The organism is Actinocorallia lasiicapitis, from assembly GCF_054778695.1.
Genome location: NZ_BAAGZI010000107.1, coordinates 1 through 16,385, shown reverse-complemented (window position 1 = coordinate 16,385; position 16,385 = coordinate 1). Strand labels below are relative to the sequence as shown.

Sequence of the window (16,385 nt, the reverse complement as noted above, 5' to 3'; positions counted from 1 at the left end):
GGTGGGCGGGTCGCCGGGGCGGGGGGCTGGCAGGGCACGAGGCGGGGTTCGGAGGGGTGAGATGCCCCTGGGGGGTCAGTTGGGGAGCTGGAGGTCGGGTTTGGCTAGTTCTTCGACGTTGACGTCGTGGAAGGTGACTACGCGGACGTTTTTTACGAAGCGGGCGGGACGGTACATGTCCCAGACCCAGGCGTCCTGCATGGTGACCTCGAAGTAGACCTCGCCGTTTTCCAGGCTGCGGACCTGGAGATCCACGGTGTTGGTGAGGTAGAAGCGGCGCTCGGTCTCGACCACATAGGTGAAAAGACCGACCACGTCGCGGTATTCGCGATAGAGCTGGAGCTCCATCTCTGTCTCATACTTTTCCAGATCTTCAGCAGACACCGCTAACCTCCCCAGGCTCCCGCAAGTGCTTCCCACCAGGCATTCTGCCTCCAAACCATGCGTACTAGTCCACAAGTTTCATGATCATCTACTAGTGGACCAGCTGACAATAACAACCTCCGGCCCGACCCCTGAAGATTAGTGGAGTCGCGCGGAGAAGAGCGCAACATGATGACCACCTCCCGCTGCGGCTCACGCGAACCGGTCGGGCTCCCGCAGGCCGGGTCCCTTTCTCGCGCCCCGGTCGCTTGTCTCGCGCCCCCTGCCTGCGTTCCGAGCCTATGGCTGCGCGTCCCTCCCTCCTGCCCCACCTCCCGGTCCCCCGCCTCGCGCTCGGGGAAGTGCGGGTTCCGGGCCCGCCACACACCGCTTTGGCCCGGGACCTCTCACCGCGGCTGCACTCCTGGCACTCGGCCGCTCGGATTTCTGCCGGTGAGGTGGTTGGGCTTGCCGTTTCTTCTGGTTGGTGGTCAGGGTTGGGGGTGGTCGGGGTGGGAGCGTTTGAGGCGCCAGCCGGTTCGGGTGCGTTCGATGAAGTTCATGGCGTGGAGGAGGGAGAGGCGGCTGCGGGCGGTGTTGTGGTCTACGGCGGCGGCGATGGCGATCTCGTGAGGGTCGGCGCCGCCGCCGGTCGCGGGGACGGCTTCGAGGACGCGGCGGGAGGCGGGATCGAGGGCGTCGCGCGGGCGGGACGGGTGCTCGGGGCGGGTCAGGCCCTCACCGATACGGCCGACCTCCTCGATGACCTCGTTCGCGTTGGTGACGAGACGGGCCGGTGGCACGGAACGGAGCAGTTCGTGGCAGCCGCGCGACATCAGTGAGTTGACCGAACCCGGATACGCCATCACATGACGTCCCAGAGCGCGGGCGTGGTTCGCGGTGTTGAGCGCCCCGCTGCGCAGATCGGCCTCGACGACGACCGTGCCCGTGGTCAGCGCCGCGATCACACGGTTGCGGACCAGGAAACGCGGGCGGGTCGGGTGGGTGGTCGGCGGCCATTCGCTGACGATGATCCCGCGGTTGACGATCTCGGCGATGAGCCCGGAGTTACGTGGCGGGTAGGCGAGGTCGATGCCGTTCGCGAGAGCGGCGATCGTCATGCCGTCGGCGGCGAGGGTGCCGCGGTGGGCGGCCGCGTCGATGCCGAGGGCCGCGCCGCTCACGACCGTCCATCCCTGCTCGGCCTGTTCGGCGCCGAGGACCTGGGCGGCGCGCTCGCCGTACGGGGTGCATCTGCGGGCGCCGACGACCGCCACCGACCGCAGGCAGATCTGCCGCAGGTCCGGCCCGCCGCGGACCCACAGCGCGATCGGCGCGGACTCCCGCAGGTGGGCGAGGGTCGACGGCCATTCGACGTCGCCGGGGCACAGCAGCCGTCCGCCGACCTGCTCGGTGATGAACATCGCCGCGTCGGGGTCGGCTGCGGCCACCCGCATCCGCCACCCGGCCAGCCGCTCCTCACTGACCCCGACCCCTTCCGGCACGCACCCTTTCCGCACCGCCTCGACCGCCCCGACGGGCCCCTCCCGCTCGATGAGCCGGTACATGAACCCGTCCCCGGGTTCCCCCACCGAACTCAACCAGGCCCGAGCCCACCTCTCCCGCTCATCGACCCCCATCGCGCACTCCCTCCCCACCGAACCCCCACACCCCTCCATCACCCTTCGCCACGCCCATCGACGCGCCCCGCTTCTCGTCGCCGTCCCGCGGCGATCGGCGACCGGTCACCCCAAGGCCAGGGCCCGAGCGCTTCGCCACGCCCATTGACGCGCCCCGCTCCTCGTCCCCGCCCCACGGCGACCGGCAACCGGTCACCCCAAGGCCAGGGCCCGAGCCGGGACCTGAGCTGACGGCCGTGCGGGAACCACGGTTCGCGGTCGGTGGTGGGTTGGGTGGAGCGGTAAGGGTGAGCTGTGGCGATTTATTGGATTCGTCCTTGCTGCTGCTTGCTGGAGAGCCCTTGCCGATCTGGTCTGAGCCGGGGCCGGGGTGTTGGAGGAGGGTGAGGTAGGGCGGGAGGCGGTAGTAGGAGCCGGTGGGGAGGTCGGGGTCGGCGAAGTAGGAAGGGGCGGTGGGGCCGCCTTCGGGGGTGAGGCGGATCCATCGGGTTCGGAGGTGGACGGGGGGCGCGGGGTCGAGTGGTCGGAGGGGATGCACTGACGCAGGGGGACGGGACGGAGGGATGAGGTGACGGTGGAGGGAATGTCGGAGGGCGTTGATCCAGAAGATGCCGTGGGAGCTGAACCAGGAGATGCCGTGAGCTCGGAAGGGGAAGTGGCTTGGGGAGGGTCGGTTGAGAGGGGCGGTGTTGGTGGGCGGGAGTGCGGCGTTCGGTCCGGGAGTTCCCGCGTTGATCCAGGAGATTCCTCGGGAGGCGTGGGGGGTTCGGGTGGGCATGGGAGGTGTGCCTTTCGTTGTGGTGGGGGTGCGGGGGAGTTAAGGGGAGTGGTCAGGGGCGGCGGCCGCGCCAGAGGTCCAGGGCTTCGGCGGTGTCCCAGGGGGCGGGGGCGGGACGGCCGGAGAGGTCGGCGAGGGTCCACGCGGTGCGGAGGGCTCTGTCCAGCCCTCGGGCGCTCAGGGAACCGTCCTGGAGGGCCTGATCCAGAGGGGCCATGGTGTCGGGGGGTGGGGCGAAGCGGCGGCGGAGTTCGGGGGCGGGGACCTCGCTGTTGGTGCGCCAGGGGAGGCCCGCCATGCGGTGCTGGGCACGGTCACGGGCCTCCAGGACACGGGCGGCGACCGTCTCGCTGGACTCGGCCTGGTCGAGGTCGTAGCGGAGTTCGGCGCGGGTGGCGGGGGCGAGCTCGAGTTTCAGGTCGATGCGGTCGAGGAGAGGGCCGGAGATGCGGGCCAGATAGCGGGCACGCACGGACGGGGTGCAGCGGCATTGGAGGACCTTCGCGGCGGCGCAGGGACACGGATTGGCCGCCATGACCAGCGTGAACATGGCGGGGAAACGGGTGGTGACGCCCGACCTGTCGATCGCTACCTCGCCCTGCTCCATCGGCTGGCGGAGCGAGTCGAGGATGCCGCCGGAGAACTCCGGCGCCTCGTCGATGAACAGGACGCCGTTGTGGGCGAGGCTGATGGAGCCGGGACGGACCTGACGGCCGGAGCCGCCGCCGATCATCGCGGCGCGGGTGGCGCTGTGGTGGGGCGCGTGGAACGGGGCGTGGTCGATCAGGGGCTGGCCCGGCGGCAGCGTGCCGGCGACCGAGTGGATCGCGGTCGCCTCCAACGCCATCTGCCGGTCGAGCCGCGGCAGGAGCGTGGGGAGGCGTTCGGCGAGCATGGTCTTGCCGCAGCCCGGCGGACCCAGCAGGAAGAGATGGTGGCCGCCCGCCGCGCTGATCTCGAGGGCCCGGCGGCCGTCCGCCTGGCCTTTGACGTCGGCGAGATCGATGACGCCGCGGCGGGAACGGCCGGGGAAGTCACGGAAACCGGGGCTCTCGTCGGGGAAGTCGTCCTCGGGTGGTGGCGGTTCGTCGCGGAGATGGCACATCAGCGAGCGCAGCGAGCCGACGGCCAGCACTTTGACGTCCGGGACGAGCTCCGCTTCGACCCCGTTCGCCCGGGGCACCACCACGGTCTTCACGCCCGCTTCGGCGGCGCCCAGCACCGCGGGCAGGACACCGGGGACGGGACGGATCCGGCCGTCGAGACCGAGCTCACCCAGCATCACCATGTCGTTGGTGATCCCGTCGGGCAGGTTCCCCGCCGCCGCGAGGATCGCGACCGCGATCGCGACGTCGAACCCCGCGCCCGCCTTCGGCAGGCCGGCGGGGCCGAGCGCCACCGTCAGATGCCGGACGGGCCACTCCTCGCCCGAATGCATGATCGCGGCACGGACCCTGTCGCGCGCCTCGCTCAGCGCGGTGTCGGGCAGGCCCACCAGATGCAGCCCGGGCGTGCCGCTGGTGAGCGCCGCCTCGACGTCCACGAGATGCCCTTCGACGCCGACGAGCCCGACGGAGCGAGTTCTCGCCAGCGCCATCAGCCGTCCCCTCGCGCCTGGGCGGCCTCGTCCAGCGAGACGCGCGGAGCCTTCGCGGGCATGGGGTCGATCATGCGATCTCCTTCTGGTGGTCGATGGCGAAACCGGACGGGTGGGTGACGGTCAGGCCCAGCAGGTCGATACGGAGCGTGGAGCGCGGGACGTGGTGATCGGCCGCCCACCGGTGGGCCAGACGCCTTAAGCGGGCGGCCTTGGCCCTGGTGATCGCTTCCGCGGGCGTGCCGTAGGCGTCGGAGCTGCGGGTCTTGACCTCGCAGACGACGTGGTGACGGCCGTCGAACGCGACGATGTCGAGCTCGCCCTCCTTGCAGCGCCAGTTGCGGGACAGGACGGTCCAGCCGAGGTCGGTGAGGTAGAGGGCGGCGGCGGTCTCGCCGCGGCGGCCCAGCTCCTGGTTCCGGTTCATGACTCCAGGGTGAAGCTCCGTCACAGGACATAACGGACAGTGACCGGATCTGTGGATAACTTCTGGAGGGCCTCAGGGGCGTAGCGTGGCCGCGTGGACGGATTCGGGTTGGCGGAGTTCGAGCGGCACCTGCGGCTGGAGCGCGGGCTGTCCGAGCACACGGTGCGGGCCTACCTCGGCGATCTCCGGGATCTGGTCGGGCACGCGGGGCGGCGGGGGGTCGCCGGAGTGGACGAGCTGTACGCGGATCTCGTGCGGGACTGGCTGGCGCGACGGCATGAGGCCGGGGCGGCGAAGAGCACGCTGGCGCGGCAGACGGCCTCGGTACGCGCCTACACGGCCTGGGCGCAGCGGCGGGGCCTGAGCGATCACGACCCCGGACTGCGGCTCGGGACGCCGAAGCTCGAACGGCGCCTGCCCCGCGTGCTCCGCCAGGACGAGGCGCAGGAACTCCTCGACGCGCCCGGGACGCCCGGCTGGGGCGACGACCCGGAGAGCCTCCGGGACCGGGCGCTGCTGGAACTCCTCTACGCGACGGGCGTGCGCGTCAGCGAACTGTGCGGCCTCGACGTCGACGACCTCGATCATGAGTCGTGCACGGCACGTGTGCTGGGCAAGGGCGGCAAGGAGCGGACCGTCCCGGTGGGGGTTCCGGCGCTGCGGGCCGTCGAACGGTGGCTCACGCGGGGACGTCCCGCCTGGGCGGCGGACGGGAGCGGCCCGGCGCTGCTGCTGGGCGTCAAAGGGGGACGGCTCGGCGACTCCACGGCCCGGCGCGTGGTCCACCGCAGGCTCAGGGAGGCCGGGCTGACCGACCTCAGCCCGCACGGCCTGCGCCACACCGCCGCCACCCACCTCCTGGAGGGCGGCGCCGATCTCCGCGCCGTCCAGGAACTGCTCGGGCACGCCTCACTACAGACCACCCAGCTCTACACCCAGGTCTCCGCAGACCGCCTCAAACAAGTCCACGCCCAAGCCCACCCCCGAGCCTGACCCCTACCGCAGGACCGCGATCACGCCCCGCGCAGGCCCACCCTCAGACCCGCCCTTGTCCTGCGCGCCAGGACAGTGATCATGGGCCGGGCGATTGCACGCTCAGGCCCCCTTCTTGTGGGACGGGGGCGGGAGGCCTTAGCGGTGGGGGAGGAGGCGGATTGTGGGGTGGGTGAGGAGGGTGAAGGGGTTGAGGTAGGTGGGGCCTCGGCGGAGGCCCCAGTGGAGGCAGGGGGTGGTGCAGTGGGAGCCGGTCTCCAGGGTGCCGATCATGGTGGCGGTGGTGACGGGCGTTCCCTCGGGCAGGGACGGGGTGACCGGCTCGTAGGTGGTCCTGAGCTGGCCGTGGGTGATGGTGATCACGCCGCGGCCGGCGAGGTCGCGGGCGAAGGTGATGCGGCCGGGGCCCGTGGCATGGACCGGATCGCCGGGGGCGGCCGCCAGGTCGACGCCGCGGTGGCCGGGGAGCCAGGGCAGCGGCGGCGGGGCGTAGCGGCGGATGATCCGGACGGGCGGCGGGACCGGCCACGCCCAGACCGGAGCGGCGGGAGCGGTCAGGAGCGCCGGAGGGAAGGGGAGCATGGCCCCATCGTGAGCGCCGGACGCCGGGAACAGCGGCCCGAACGGTGTTCTGTGGATGACGGGACGGTGGCGGTTCGGTTCGGAGTGGAGCGGGATTGGCCGTAGACTGGGGGCACGGCTTGGGTGGACTGTGTCCGCCCGCCGAATTCATGCGCCCGCAACCGCGAGAGCGGGGCGTGCTCCCAAGGTCCACGAGCGGTGTTCGTGGCGGGGGTGTGTCCGGGCGCTGGCAGGCAACCGAAACAGAAGAAGGAAGCAACATGGCTCCCGTCGTCACCATGCGACAGCTCCTCGAGAGCGGCGTCCACTTCGGCCACCAGACGCGTCGCTGGAACCCGAAGATGAAGCGCTTCATCCTGACCGAGCGCAACGGCATCTACATCATCGACCTGCAGCAGTCGCTGGCCCACATCGACCGCGCCTACGAGTTCATCAAGGCGACGGTCGCCCACGGCGGCACCATCCTGTTCGTCGGCACCAAGAAGCAGGCGCAGGAAGCGATCGCTGAGCAGGCGGCCCGCGTCGGGATGCCCTACGTGAACCAGCGCTGGCTGGGCGGCATGCTCACCAACTTCACCACCGTCCACAAGCGCCTCCAGCGCATGAAGGAGCTCGAGCTCCTCGACTTCGACGACGTCGCCGGCTCCGGCATGACGAAGAAGGAACTGCTGGGTCTCAAGCGCGAGAAGGACAAGCTGGAGAAGACCCTCGGCGGTATCCGCGACATGGCGAAGGTCCCCTCCGCCGTGTGGATCGTGGACACCAAGAAGGAGCACATCGCGATCTCCGAGGCCAAGAAGCTGAACATCCCGGTCGTCGCGATCCTCGACACCAACTGCGACCCCGACGAGGTCGACTTCCCGATCCCGGGTAACGACGACGCCATCCGCGCCGTCTCCATCCTGACCCGCGTGGTCGCCGACGCCGTCGCCGACGGCCTGCTGTCCCGTTCCGGCCAGCACGCCGAGAAGACCGCCGAAGTCGTCGAGCCGCTCGCCGAGTGGGAGCGCGACCTCCTTGAGGGCAAGCCCGCCGGCACCGTTGAGGCCGAGGCGCGCGCCGAGGACGGCGGCGCCACCGAGGTGCAGTCCTCCGCGAACACCGAGCGTGACGCCGAGGCCGCCCCGGTCGCCACCCCCGAGGTCGAGGCCGAGATCGCCGTCACCGACGGTGAGGCTCCCGGAGCTTCGGTCTAAGTCATCCAGTGATCCGCCCCCGGCCTGATCAAGGTCCGGGGGCGGCCCGCCGACTGCCAGACGTACAAAGACGAGAGAGATACCAACGATGGCGAACTACTCCGCCGCCGACGTCAAGCGGCTTCGCGAGATGACCGGCTCCGGCATGATGGACTGCAAGAACGCCCTGGTCGAGTCCGAAGGCGACTTCGAGAAGGCCGTAGAGATCCTGCGTCTCAAGGGCGCCAAGGACGTCGGCAAGCGCGCCGAGCGCGTCGCGGGCAACGGCCTGGTCGTCGAGTACTTCAACGGCTCCGACGACGCCACGCTCCTCGAGCTCAAGTGCGAGACCGACTTCGTCGCGAAGAACGCGAGCTTCATCGCGCTCGCCGGGAAGATCGTCGAGTTCGCCGCGAAGTCCGACGCCAAGGACACCGAGTCCCTCGCGGCGCTGGAGATCGAGCCCGGCAAGACCGTCGCCAAGCTCATCGAAGAGAACTCCGCCACCATCGGCGAGAAGCTCGAGCTCGGCCGGTTCGTGCACTACACCGGCGGCTTCGTCGCCAGCTACCTGCACAAGAGCGACCCGCAGCTCCCGCCGACCACCGGCGTCCTCGTCCAGCTGGACAAGGAGAACGCCGAGCTGGCGCGCGACATCGCCCAGCAGATCGCGGCCATGTCCCCGAAGTTCATCACCTTCGAGGAGATCCCGGCCGAGACGATCGAGAAGGAGCGCGCGCTCGCCGAGGTGAAGACCCGCGAGGAGGGCAAGCCCGAAGCCGCGATCGCCAAGATCGTCGAGGGCCGCGTCAACTCCTACCTCAAGGACTTCGTGCTCCTGGAGCAGGCGTTCGTCAAGGACAACAAGAAGACCATCGCGAAGCTGCTCGACGAGGCCGGTGCGAACGTCACGGCGTTCTCGCGCTTCAAGGTCGGCCAGGCCTGAGCCGAAGGTAGTCGCGATCATCGTTAGCAAGAACGAGGAGGCCGTCACCGTGCCAGAAAACACCAACCCTGACACGGCGGCGGCCTCTTCGCTTGCCCAGGCGCAGGGCCACGGCTGGAAGCGGGTTCTGCTGAAGCTGTCCGGCGAGGCGTTCGCCGGCGGCCAGCCGCTGGGCATCGACCCCGCCGTGCTCCAGCACATCGCCGAGGCGATCAAGACCGCGGTCGACGAGGGCATCGAGGTCGCCGTGGTCTGCGGCGGCGGCAACATGTTCCGCGGCCAGCAGCTCGCCGAACGCGGCATGGACCGTGCGCGCGGCGACTACATGGGCATGTTGTCCACGGTCGTCAACTGCCTCGCGCTGCAGGACTTCCTGGAGCGGCTGGGTCTCGACACGCGCGTCCAGACGGCCATCACGATGGCCCAGGTCGCGGAGGCCTACATTCCGCGCCGCGCCGTCCGGCACCTCGAGAAGGGCCGTGTGGTGATCTTCGGCGCGGGCCTCGGCCAGCCGTTCTTCTCCACCGACACCACCGCGGCGCAGCGTGCGCTGGAGATCGGCGCGGACGCCGTGCTCAAGGGCACTCAGGTCGACGGCGTGTACGACGCCGACCCCCGCAAGAACCCGGACGCGGTGCGTTTCGACCGTTTGGACTACGTTGAGGTTCTGCGGCGCGGTCTGAAGGTCATGGACGCCACCGCGATCAGCCTCTGCATGGACAACGGCCTGCCCATCGTGGTCTTCGACCTGATGGGTCAGGGCAACATCGTGCGGGCGGTCCGGGGCGAGAAGATCGGCACCCTCGTCAGCCCGGCCGACAAGTAGGGCCGGGACGTAGCCAAAGGGACGGGAAAGATGATCGACGAGATCCTCCTCGAAGCCGAGGAGAAGATGGAGAAGGCCGTCACGGTCGCCAAGGAGGACTTCGCCGGTATCCGCACCGGCCGGGTCACCCCCGCCATTTTCAACAAGATCATGGTGGAGTACTACGGCGCGCTGACCCCGGTCAACCAGCTCGCCTCCTTCCACTCGCCCGAACCGCGCATGGTCGTCATCCAGCCTTACGACAAGGGCAGCATGTCGGCGATCGAGCGGGCGATCCGCAACAGCGATCTGGGCGTCAACCCGGGCAACGACGGCGCGCTCATCCGGGTGGTCTTCCCCGAGCTGTCGGAGGAGCGCCGCCGCGAGTTCGTGAAGGTCGCCGGCACCAAGGCCGAGGACGCCAAGATCTCCATCCGGAACGTCCGCCGCAAGGCCAACGACACCCTCGACAAGATGGTGAAGGACGGCGAGGCGGGCGAGGACGAGGTCCGGCGTGCCGAGAAGGAGCTCGACGACGCGACGAAGAAGTACGTCGCCTCGATCGACGCGATGCTCGAGCACAAGAAGGCCGAGCTCCTCGAAGTCTGATGGCCCAGACCGTTGATGGACCCCCTTCGCCGGGGTCCGATAAGCCGGGTGACGGCAAGGTGCGTCGCAACCCGGGACGCAACGTCCCGGTGGCCGTCGGCGTGGGCGTCGGCCTGGCCGCCGTGGTGGTGGGTTCGCTGCTGTTCTACCGGCAGCTCTTCATCCCCGTCCTGATCTTCTTCGGTGCGATCGCGATGAAGGAGCTCCTCGACGCGTTCGCGACGAAGGACATCCGGATCCCGCTGCTGCCGGTGGGGCTCGGCTCGGTCGCGATGCTGCTGGCCGCCTACGTCGACGGCCCGCACGGGCTGATCATCGCGCTGTCGCTCACCGTCCTGGTCACATTGATCTGGCGGTTGAAGGACGGCGCCGACGGCTATGTGCGCGACGCCACGACCAGCGTCTTCACCCTCATCTACCTGCCGTTCCTGGCGGGTTTCGCGATGCTGCTGCTGGCTCCCGAGGACGGCGCGAAGCGGATGGTCGTGTTCATCGCGACGACCGTGGCGTCCGATATCGGCGGGTTCTTCGCCGGGGCCTACCTGGGCAAGCACAAGATCGCGCCGAACATCAGCCCGAAGAAGACCTGGGAGGGCTTCACCGGGTCGGCGCTGACCTGCATGGCCGTCGGCGCGTGGCTGATGGTCTGGCTGCTGGACGGCCAGTGGTGGCAGGGCCTGATCCTGGGCGCGTTCTGCGTCTGCACGGCGACCCTTGGCGACCTGGTCGAATCCATGATCAAGCGGGATCTCGGCGTCAAGGACCTGGGGTCCTTCCTGCCGGGGCACGGCGGCGTCATGGACCGGCTCGACTCCCTCCTGATCACCGTCCCGGTGGTATGGATTCTGCTTGAGCTCTTCACATAGGTGACACTGGAAGCATGGACGAGACCAGCGAAGACACGACCACGGTCAACGAGGAGCCGCAGCCGCCGAGGCCAGGCCAGCTCGTCTTCGCCGGTCCGCGCCGTTCGAAGCCTCCCCGCCATCTCGCCGATCTGACGGTCGCCGAACGGCGCGAGGCGGTGACGGCCCTGGGCGAGAAGCCGTTCCGCGCCGACCAGCTGTCCCGCCACTACTTCGACCGGCTCATCGACGACCCGTCGCAGATGTCGGATCTGTCGCAGATGCTCCGCGACAAGCTCGTCCCCGAGCTGATGCCGCGGCTCCTCACTTCGATCCGGGATCTGGCCTGCGACAACGGCAGGACCCACAAGACCGTCTGGAAGGCGTTCGACGGGGTCCTGTTCGAGTCGGTGCTGATGCGCTACCCGGACAGGGTGACGATGTGCGTGTCGTCGCAGGCCGGGTGCGGTATGAACTGCCCGTTCTGCGCCACGGGGCAGGCGGGCCTGACCAGGAACCTGTCCACGGCGGAGATCGTCGAGCAGGTCGCGGCCGGTCAGCGCGCCCTCAACCAGGGGAAGATCGCGGGCGGTCAGGGCCGGGTCAGCAACATCGTCTTCATGGGGATGGGCGAACCCCTCGCGAACTACAAGGCGGTGCTGGGCGCGGTCCGGCGGATCACCGACCCGGCCCCGTCCGGGCTGGGGATCTCGCAGCGGGGCGTCACGGTCTCGACGGTCGGGCTGGTGCCGGCGATCGAGAAGCTGACCGAGGAGGGGCTGTCGGTGCGGCTGGCGCTGTCGCTGCACGCCCCCGACGACGAGCTCCGCGACACCCTCGTGCCGATCAACACCCGCTGGAAGGTCCGCGAGGTGCTGGCGGCGGCGTGGGGGTACGCGCGCAAGAGCGGCCGCCGTGTCTCCATCGAGTACGCGCTGATCAAGGACATCAACGACCAGGCGTGGCGGGCCGATCTGCTCGGCAAGCTGCTCAAGGGCAAGCTCGTGCACGTCAACCTGATCCCGCTGAACCCGACTCCCGGGTCGAAGTGGACGGCGTCGCGGCCCGAGGACGAGGCCGAGTTCGTGCGGCGGCTGGAGTCGCACGGCGTCGCCGTGACCGTGCGGGACACGCGCGGCCGTGAGATCGACGGCGCCTGCGGCCAGCTCGCCGCCGCGACCAAGGGCTGACAGCCCCTTGTGAGACGCGCCCGATACGCGTCAGTATCGGCGGGGTCGAAGGAGGTCGCTATGGGTCGTTTTCCGCTCGTCATGCGCGGCTATTTCGGCGAAGAGGTCGACGCGCTGATCGTCCGGATCGAGGCCACGCTGGGCCGGTCCGAGGACGACGTCCCCGAGGTGACCTCGGCGGAGGTGCGCAAGGCCGGCTTCGCCTCGGTGGTGCGCGGCTATGACCGTCGCGCGGTGGACGAGGCGCTGGAGGAGTACATCCGGGAGCTGGAGGCGTTCGAGCGCGGCGACCGCGACCCCTACACCGAGACGGTCGGCGGCCAGATCTCCTGGCTGATCCGCTGGATCGAGGACGTCGAGTTCTCGGTGACGCGGATGCGCGCCGGCTACGCCGAGAAGGACGTCGACGCGTTCCTGGACCGCGTGGTGGCGGGCCTGCGCGGCGACGCCCCCGCCGTCTCCGCCGCCGACGCCCGCACCTGCGTGTTCCGCTCGGCCTTCCTGGGCCCCGGCTACGACGAACTCGAGGTCGACCGCTTCCTCGACCAGCTCGCCGCCGCTCTCGACCATCTCCAGACCCCTTAAGGCGGGCAGTGCGCCTGAGCTTGGTCCACAAGCGGACATACATTCATTCGGGATGTATGTAAGTGTGGCGGGTATGGAAGCCCTGAAGCTCAGCGCAGGAACGATCTCCTACCGTGACGAAGGGGACGGCCCGCCCGTCGTCTTCGTGCACGGGCTGCTCGTCAACGCCCAGCTCTGGCGGCACGAGATCCCGCCGCTCGTCGAGGCCGGATTCCGGTGCCTGGCACCGGTCCTGCCGTTCGGCGCGCACCCCGCACCGATGCGCCACGCCGCCGATCTGACGCCGCCCGGCCTCGCCACCCTCCTCGAAGAGTTCCTGGACGCCCTCGACCTCACCGACGTCACCCTCGTCGGCAACGACACCGGCGGGGCGATCGTCCAGCTGCTGATGGCGCGCAGGCCGGAGCGGGTCGGCCGGGTGGTGCTGGTCTCCTGCGACGTCCTGGACCGGTTCCCGCCACCCCCGTTCGGGTTCCTTCCCCTGGTCAGCAGGCTGCCCGGCGCCCTCTGGCTGACGGCTCAGCTGTTCCGGATCAGGGCGCTGCACCGGCTGCCGATCGCGCTCGGCTGGGTCGCGAAACGGCCGATTCCGCGTTCTGTCGTCGACTCCTACCTCGCCCCGATCCTGACCAGCCGGGGTGTCCGGCACGATCTGGGGAAGGCGCTGCGCGGTTTCGACAAGCGGCACACTCTCGCGGCGTTCGAGGCCAACGGCGGCTACGACCGTCCCGTCCTGCTGCTCTGGGCGGCCGAGGAGAAGCTGTTCCCCGTGGAGCTCGCCAGGCGGCTGGCCGACCGGCTGCCGAACGCCCGGCTGGAGCTGGTCGAGGACTCCTACACCTTCGTCTCGGAGGACCGGCCCGGACTGATCGCGGAGAAGGTTGAGGAGTTCGCGATACTGACGGGGTGAGACGCACCCAGGAGGATCGGACGCGCACCACCCGCGCGGCCCTCGTCGCCGCCGCCCGTACCCTGTTCGCCGAGCACGGCTACGCGGCGGTGTCGGCCGAGCAGATCGTGACGGCCGCGGGCGTGACGAGGGGCGCGCTCCAGCACCACTTCGGCGACAAGAAGAACCTCTTCCGCGAGGTCCTGGAGCAGCTGGAGATCGAGCTCAGCGCCCGTGTTCTGGCCCCCACCGACGACCCTTGGGAGCTCCTCACCAACGGCGTCCGCGCCTTTCTGGACGCCTGCGAGGAGCCCGAACTCGTCCAGATCGCCCTCCGCGACGCCCCCGCCGTCCTCGGCTGGCGGGAATGGCGCGAGATCGAGGCCCGCCACAACCTGGCCCTCATCGAGGCCGCCCTCACCCTCGCCATGGACGCCGGCGTGCTGCGCCCCGTCCCCGCCCGCCCCCTGGCCCACCTCCTCCTGGGCGCCTGCATCGAAGCCGCCCTCCTCACCGCCTCCGGCCACCCCCGCCCCGAATCCGAACAGACCCTCCTAGCCCTCCTCACCGGCCTCCGCACCTAGCAAAGCGCCGCTGAACCGCGTCGTGGCGGCCCTGCCTGAACCGTTCTCGACTGCCTTGCATTGCAAGGTACTCAAGCAGTACCTTGCAATGCATGACAGTTGACGGAGGCAAGAAGAGCCAGTGGCTGCGGGGCCTGCTGGACCTCTGCCTGCTCGCCGTGATCGGCGAGGAGCCCGCCTACGGCTATGCCATGACCCAGCGGCTGGCCGCGGCGGGGCTGGATGGTGTCGCGGAGGGATCGATCTACCCGGCGCTGGCCCGCCTCCAGAAGGACGGCCTCATCGAGGCCTTTCTGGCCGAGGCCCAGGGCGGCCCGCCCCGCAAGTACTACCGTCTGACGGCCCCGGGCCAGGTCGCGCTCGCCCAGTGGGCGGGGGAGTGGGAGCAGCTCGCCGGGGGCGTCGCGTCCGTCCTGGAACGGGTCGCCCGATGATCGGTACGACGGCGCGGCCGTCACGGGTACTGCTGCGCTGCCAGTGGACCTGGGTGCGGTTGGGTGCGCCGGCCGCGGACGTCCAGGAGATGTCGGTGGAGCTCCACTCCGACCTGGCGCTGGCCGAGCTCGACGGGCGCTCCGCCCTCGACTATGTCGGCGGCGATCCGGCCGGTTTCGCCCGGGCCTGGGCCGCGGCCCGCGGCTGCCTGCCGCAGCGCCGGTATCTAGGCCGCCTCGTCGCCGCGACGCTCGCGGGAGCACTGCCCGGCTCCTTCACCGCGCTGTTCTTCCTGTTCGGCCTGGACAGCCCCACCCTCGCCCAGGTCGTCGGCCCCGCCGACCCCGACTACTGCGTCCCCGGCTGCGTCCCCGAGGAGAACCTGCTCCAGCTGCCGACGCCGGTCAGGGTCACGTTGGTCCTGCTCGGCCTGCTCGCGGTCTGGGGCGGTGCGCTGGCCGCGGCCTCGGCGGTGCTGCGCTTCCACGGCGACGCCGCCCGGCGCGCGACCGTCCTGACGCTGGCGCCCGCGCTGCCCGTCGCCGTGGTCGCCGGTGCGGCCGCGAGCCACGAGTACGGGCGAGCGCACGACTACGCCTACGGGTGGAGCACCGTCGTTCCCGAGATCCTCCTGCCGTTCCTGGCGCTCATCGTGACCGTGTGCGCCGTACGGCTGATCGTCATCTCCCGCCGTTCCTGACCCTTGGAGTCGCCGTGCCCGTGTTGACGATCACCGGACTCACCTGCCGGCTGGGGGAGAGAACCCTCCTGGACGGTGTCGACCTGGCCGTGGAGACCGGACGGTCGATCGCCGTGACCGGCCCGTCGGGCTCGGGGAAATCGACCCTGCTCGGATGCGTGCTCGGACTGATCGCGGCGGACGAGGGCAGCATCGTGATCGCCGGGGTGGAGACCGCGCGGCTCGGGTCGCGGCGGATGGCCGCCGTCCGGCGACGGCATCTGGGCGTGGTCTTCCAGTTCGGCGAGCTGCTGCCCGAGCTGACCCCGGTGGAGAACGTCGCGCTGCCCGCTCTGCTGTCCGGCGTGCCGCAGCGGGTGGCGAACGATCGCGCTCGCGAACTGCTCGACGCTCTCGGGGTGCCCTTCGGTTCCACGCCGACCGCCCATCTGTCGGGTGGTGAGCGGCAGCGCGCCGCCGTCGCCCGCGCCCTCGTCTCCGGGCCCGACGTGCTCCTCGCCGACGAGCCGACCGGTGCGCTCGACGCCGAGACCAGGGACTCCGTCGCCGACATTCTGTTCTCCGCTCCCGCGGAACACCGCTGCGGCCTGGTCGTCGTCACCCATGATCCACAGGTCGCGGCGCGTGCCGACCGGGTGGTGGAGCTCTCGGGCGGCCGGCTGCGGGAGACGGTGCGGTGAGAGTCCTGCTGAAGATCGGCCGAGCGGCTGGACGGGGAGCACCGGGAGACCGGGCCCGTTTCTGGGCGCTGACCCTCGCGGCCTGCTGCGTCGCGCTCGCCTGCCTGGTCATGGCGGGAGCCGTCGTGACGCTCCAAGGCCGGGACGCGGTCGTCGCGGCCAGGACCGCGACCCACGCGGTGGGACACCCGCCCGCTTTGGAGGTGACCTGGTGGCAGGACAAGGACGTCACCGGTGAGTTCGTCTATGAAGTGATCGGCCTGCGGCGCCTGGACCGGTCGGCGGCCCCGCCGCCAGGCCTGTCCCGCTGGCCTGAGCCCGGCGAGGCGTTCCTCTCACCGGCCCTCCTCCGCGCCGGGCTGGGCGAACGCTATGGCCGGGTGGCCGGAGTGATCGGCCCCGCCGGACTGGCCTCGCCCGGCGAACTGCTCGCCTACCGGGGCGAGACGCGCCACTCCGACGGGTCGTTCGCCGCCACCGGGTTCGGCGGCGGTGCCGGCACCGATGATCGGCCCGTCGAAGGCTCGGCCCTGCTGGTGGCGCTGGTCCTGCTGGTCGGGCT

18 protein-coding genes and 1 pseudogene are annotated in these 16,385 nt (G+C 70.3%); 14 read left to right on the top strand and 5 right to left on the bottom strand.

Annotated elements, in window-relative coordinates; genetic code table 11:
- Nucleotides 1-75: 75 nt before the first annotated feature.
- The 4 genes from ACYVE7_RS14750 to ACYVE7_RS14735 all read right to left on the bottom strand — a co-directional run bounded on the left by ACYVE7_RS14750 (nucleotide 76) and on the right by ACYVE7_RS14735 (nucleotide 4,805).
- Complete coding sequence (locus ACYVE7_RS14750; RefSeq protein WP_460365247.1) at nucleotides 76-384, bottom strand: DUF2469 domain-containing protein; 309 nt, start codon at nucleotides 382-384, stop codon at nucleotides 76-78.
- Nucleotides 385-854: 470 nt separating this feature from the next.
- Nucleotides 855-1,955 carry a DNA-processing protein DprA gene (gene dprA / locus ACYVE7_RS14745; protein ID WP_460365246.1) on the bottom strand — a complete coding sequence of 367 codons (1,101 nt, stop codon included), beginning with the start codon at nucleotides 1,953-1,955 and terminating at the stop codon, nucleotides 855-857.
- An 878-nt stretch (nucleotides 1,956-2,833) separates the two neighbouring features.
- Nucleotides 2,834-4,378: a YifB family Mg chelatase-like AAA ATPase gene (locus ACYVE7_RS14740; RefSeq protein ID WP_460365245.1), complete on the bottom strand. Its 1,545-nt coding sequence runs from the start codon at nucleotides 4,376-4,378 to the stop codon at nucleotides 2,834-2,836.
- A 70-nt stretch (nucleotides 4,379-4,448) separates the two neighbouring features.
- Nucleotides 4,449-4,805: a YraN family protein gene (locus tag ACYVE7_RS14735; RefSeq protein ID WP_460365244.1), complete on the bottom strand. Its 357-nt coding sequence runs from the start codon at nucleotides 4,803-4,805 to the stop codon at nucleotides 4,449-4,451.
- 93 nt (nucleotides 4,806-4,898) lie between these two features.
- On the opposite strand from ACYVE7_RS14735, the gene ACYVE7_RS14730 reads away from it, so the two are divergent.
- Nucleotides 4,899-5,798 carry a tyrosine recombinase XerC gene (locus ACYVE7_RS14730; protein ID WP_460365243.1) on the top strand — a complete coding sequence of 300 codons (900 nt, stop codon included), beginning with the start codon at nucleotides 4,899-4,901 and terminating at the stop codon, nucleotides 5,796-5,798.
- 138 nt (nucleotides 5,799-5,936) lie between these two features.
- On the opposite strand, the gene ACYVE7_RS14725 is transcribed toward ACYVE7_RS14730, so the two are convergent.
- On the bottom strand, nucleotides 5,937-6,380 hold the full coding sequence (locus ACYVE7_RS14725) for a M23 family metallopeptidase (protein ID WP_460365242.1): 444 nt from the start codon (nucleotides 6,378-6,380) through the stop codon (nucleotides 5,937-5,939).
- Between the two features lie 260 nt (nucleotides 6,381-6,640).
- On the opposite strand from ACYVE7_RS14725, the gene rpsB reads away from it, so the two are divergent.
- The 13 genes and pseudogenes from rpsB to ACYVE7_RS14660 form a co-directional block, all read left to right on the top strand.
- Nucleotides 6,641-7,576, top strand: a complete 936-nt coding sequence (gene rpsB / locus ACYVE7_RS14720; RefSeq protein ID WP_460365241.1) for a 30S ribosomal protein S2 — start codon at nucleotides 6,641-6,643, stop codon at nucleotides 7,574-7,576.
- A gap of 88 nt (nucleotides 7,577-7,664) precedes the next feature.
- The gene (gene tsf / locus ACYVE7_RS14715) at nucleotides 7,665-8,501 is read left to right on the top strand and encodes a translation elongation factor Ts (protein WP_460365240.1); all 837 of its coding nucleotides are present in this window, start codon (nucleotides 7,665-7,667) and stop codon (nucleotides 8,499-8,501) included.
- Between the two features lie 49 nt (nucleotides 8,502-8,550).
- Nucleotides 8,551-9,327, top strand: coding sequence for a UMP kinase (pyrH, locus tag ACYVE7_RS14710; RefSeq protein WP_460365239.1), 777 nt, complete (start codon nucleotides 8,551-8,553; stop codon nucleotides 9,325-9,327).
- A gap of 30 nt (nucleotides 9,328-9,357) precedes the next feature.
- Nucleotides 9,358-9,915: a ribosome recycling factor gene (gene frr / locus ACYVE7_RS14705; protein ID WP_460365238.1), complete on the top strand. Its 558-nt coding sequence runs from the start codon at nucleotides 9,358-9,360 to the stop codon at nucleotides 9,913-9,915.
- A gap of 59 nt (nucleotides 9,916-9,974) precedes the next feature.
- Nucleotides 9,975-10,781, top strand: a complete 807-nt coding sequence (locus ACYVE7_RS14700; protein WP_460365237.1) for a phosphatidate cytidylyltransferase — start codon at nucleotides 9,975-9,977, stop codon at nucleotides 10,779-10,781.
- A 14-nt stretch (nucleotides 10,782-10,795) separates the two neighbouring features.
- Complete coding sequence (rlmN, locus tag ACYVE7_RS14695) at nucleotides 10,796-11,950, top strand: dual-specificity RNA methyltransferase RlmN (protein WP_460365236.1); 1,155 nt, start codon at nucleotides 10,796-10,798, stop codon at nucleotides 11,948-11,950.
- Between the two features lie 60 nt (nucleotides 11,951-12,010).
- Complete coding sequence (locus tag ACYVE7_RS14690; RefSeq protein ID WP_460365235.1) at nucleotides 12,011-12,535, top strand: DivIVA domain-containing protein; 525 nt, start codon at nucleotides 12,011-12,013, stop codon at nucleotides 12,533-12,535.
- A gap of 73 nt (nucleotides 12,536-12,608) precedes the next feature.
- Nucleotides 12,609-13,445 carry an alpha/beta fold hydrolase gene (locus tag ACYVE7_RS14685; protein ID WP_460365234.1) on the top strand — a complete coding sequence of 279 codons (837 nt, stop codon included), beginning with the start codon at nucleotides 12,609-12,611 and terminating at the stop codon, nucleotides 13,443-13,445.
- The gene (locus tag ACYVE7_RS14680) at nucleotides 13,442-14,008 is read left to right on the top strand and encodes a TetR family transcriptional regulator (RefSeq protein ID WP_460365232.1); all 567 of its coding nucleotides are present in this window, start codon (nucleotides 13,442-13,444) and stop codon (nucleotides 14,006-14,008) included. The genes ACYVE7_RS14685 and ACYVE7_RS14680 overlap by 4 nt, the downstream gene beginning before the upstream one ends.
- Before the next feature lie 92 nt (nucleotides 14,009-14,100).
- Entirely contained in the window at nucleotides 14,101-14,442 is a 342-nt protein-coding gene (locus ACYVE7_RS14675) for a PadR family transcriptional regulator (RefSeq protein WP_460365231.1), read from the top strand.
- On the top strand, nucleotides 14,439-15,143 hold the full coding sequence (locus tag ACYVE7_RS14670) for a hypothetical protein (RefSeq protein WP_460365230.1): 705 nt from the start codon (nucleotides 14,439-14,441) through the stop codon (nucleotides 15,141-15,143). The genes ACYVE7_RS14675 and ACYVE7_RS14670 overlap by 4 nt, the downstream gene beginning before the upstream one ends.
- 14 nt (nucleotides 15,144-15,157) lie before the next feature.
- Nucleotides 15,158-15,823, top strand: a complete 666-nt coding sequence (locus tag ACYVE7_RS14665; protein ID WP_460365229.1) for an ABC transporter ATP-binding protein — start codon at nucleotides 15,158-15,160, stop codon at nucleotides 15,821-15,823.
- Nucleotides 15,820-16,385 (top strand): annotated as a pseudogene (locus ACYVE7_RS14660) (hypothetical protein); the annotation flags it as partial. The gene ACYVE7_RS14665 and the pseudogene ACYVE7_RS14660, both read left to right, overlap by 4 nt.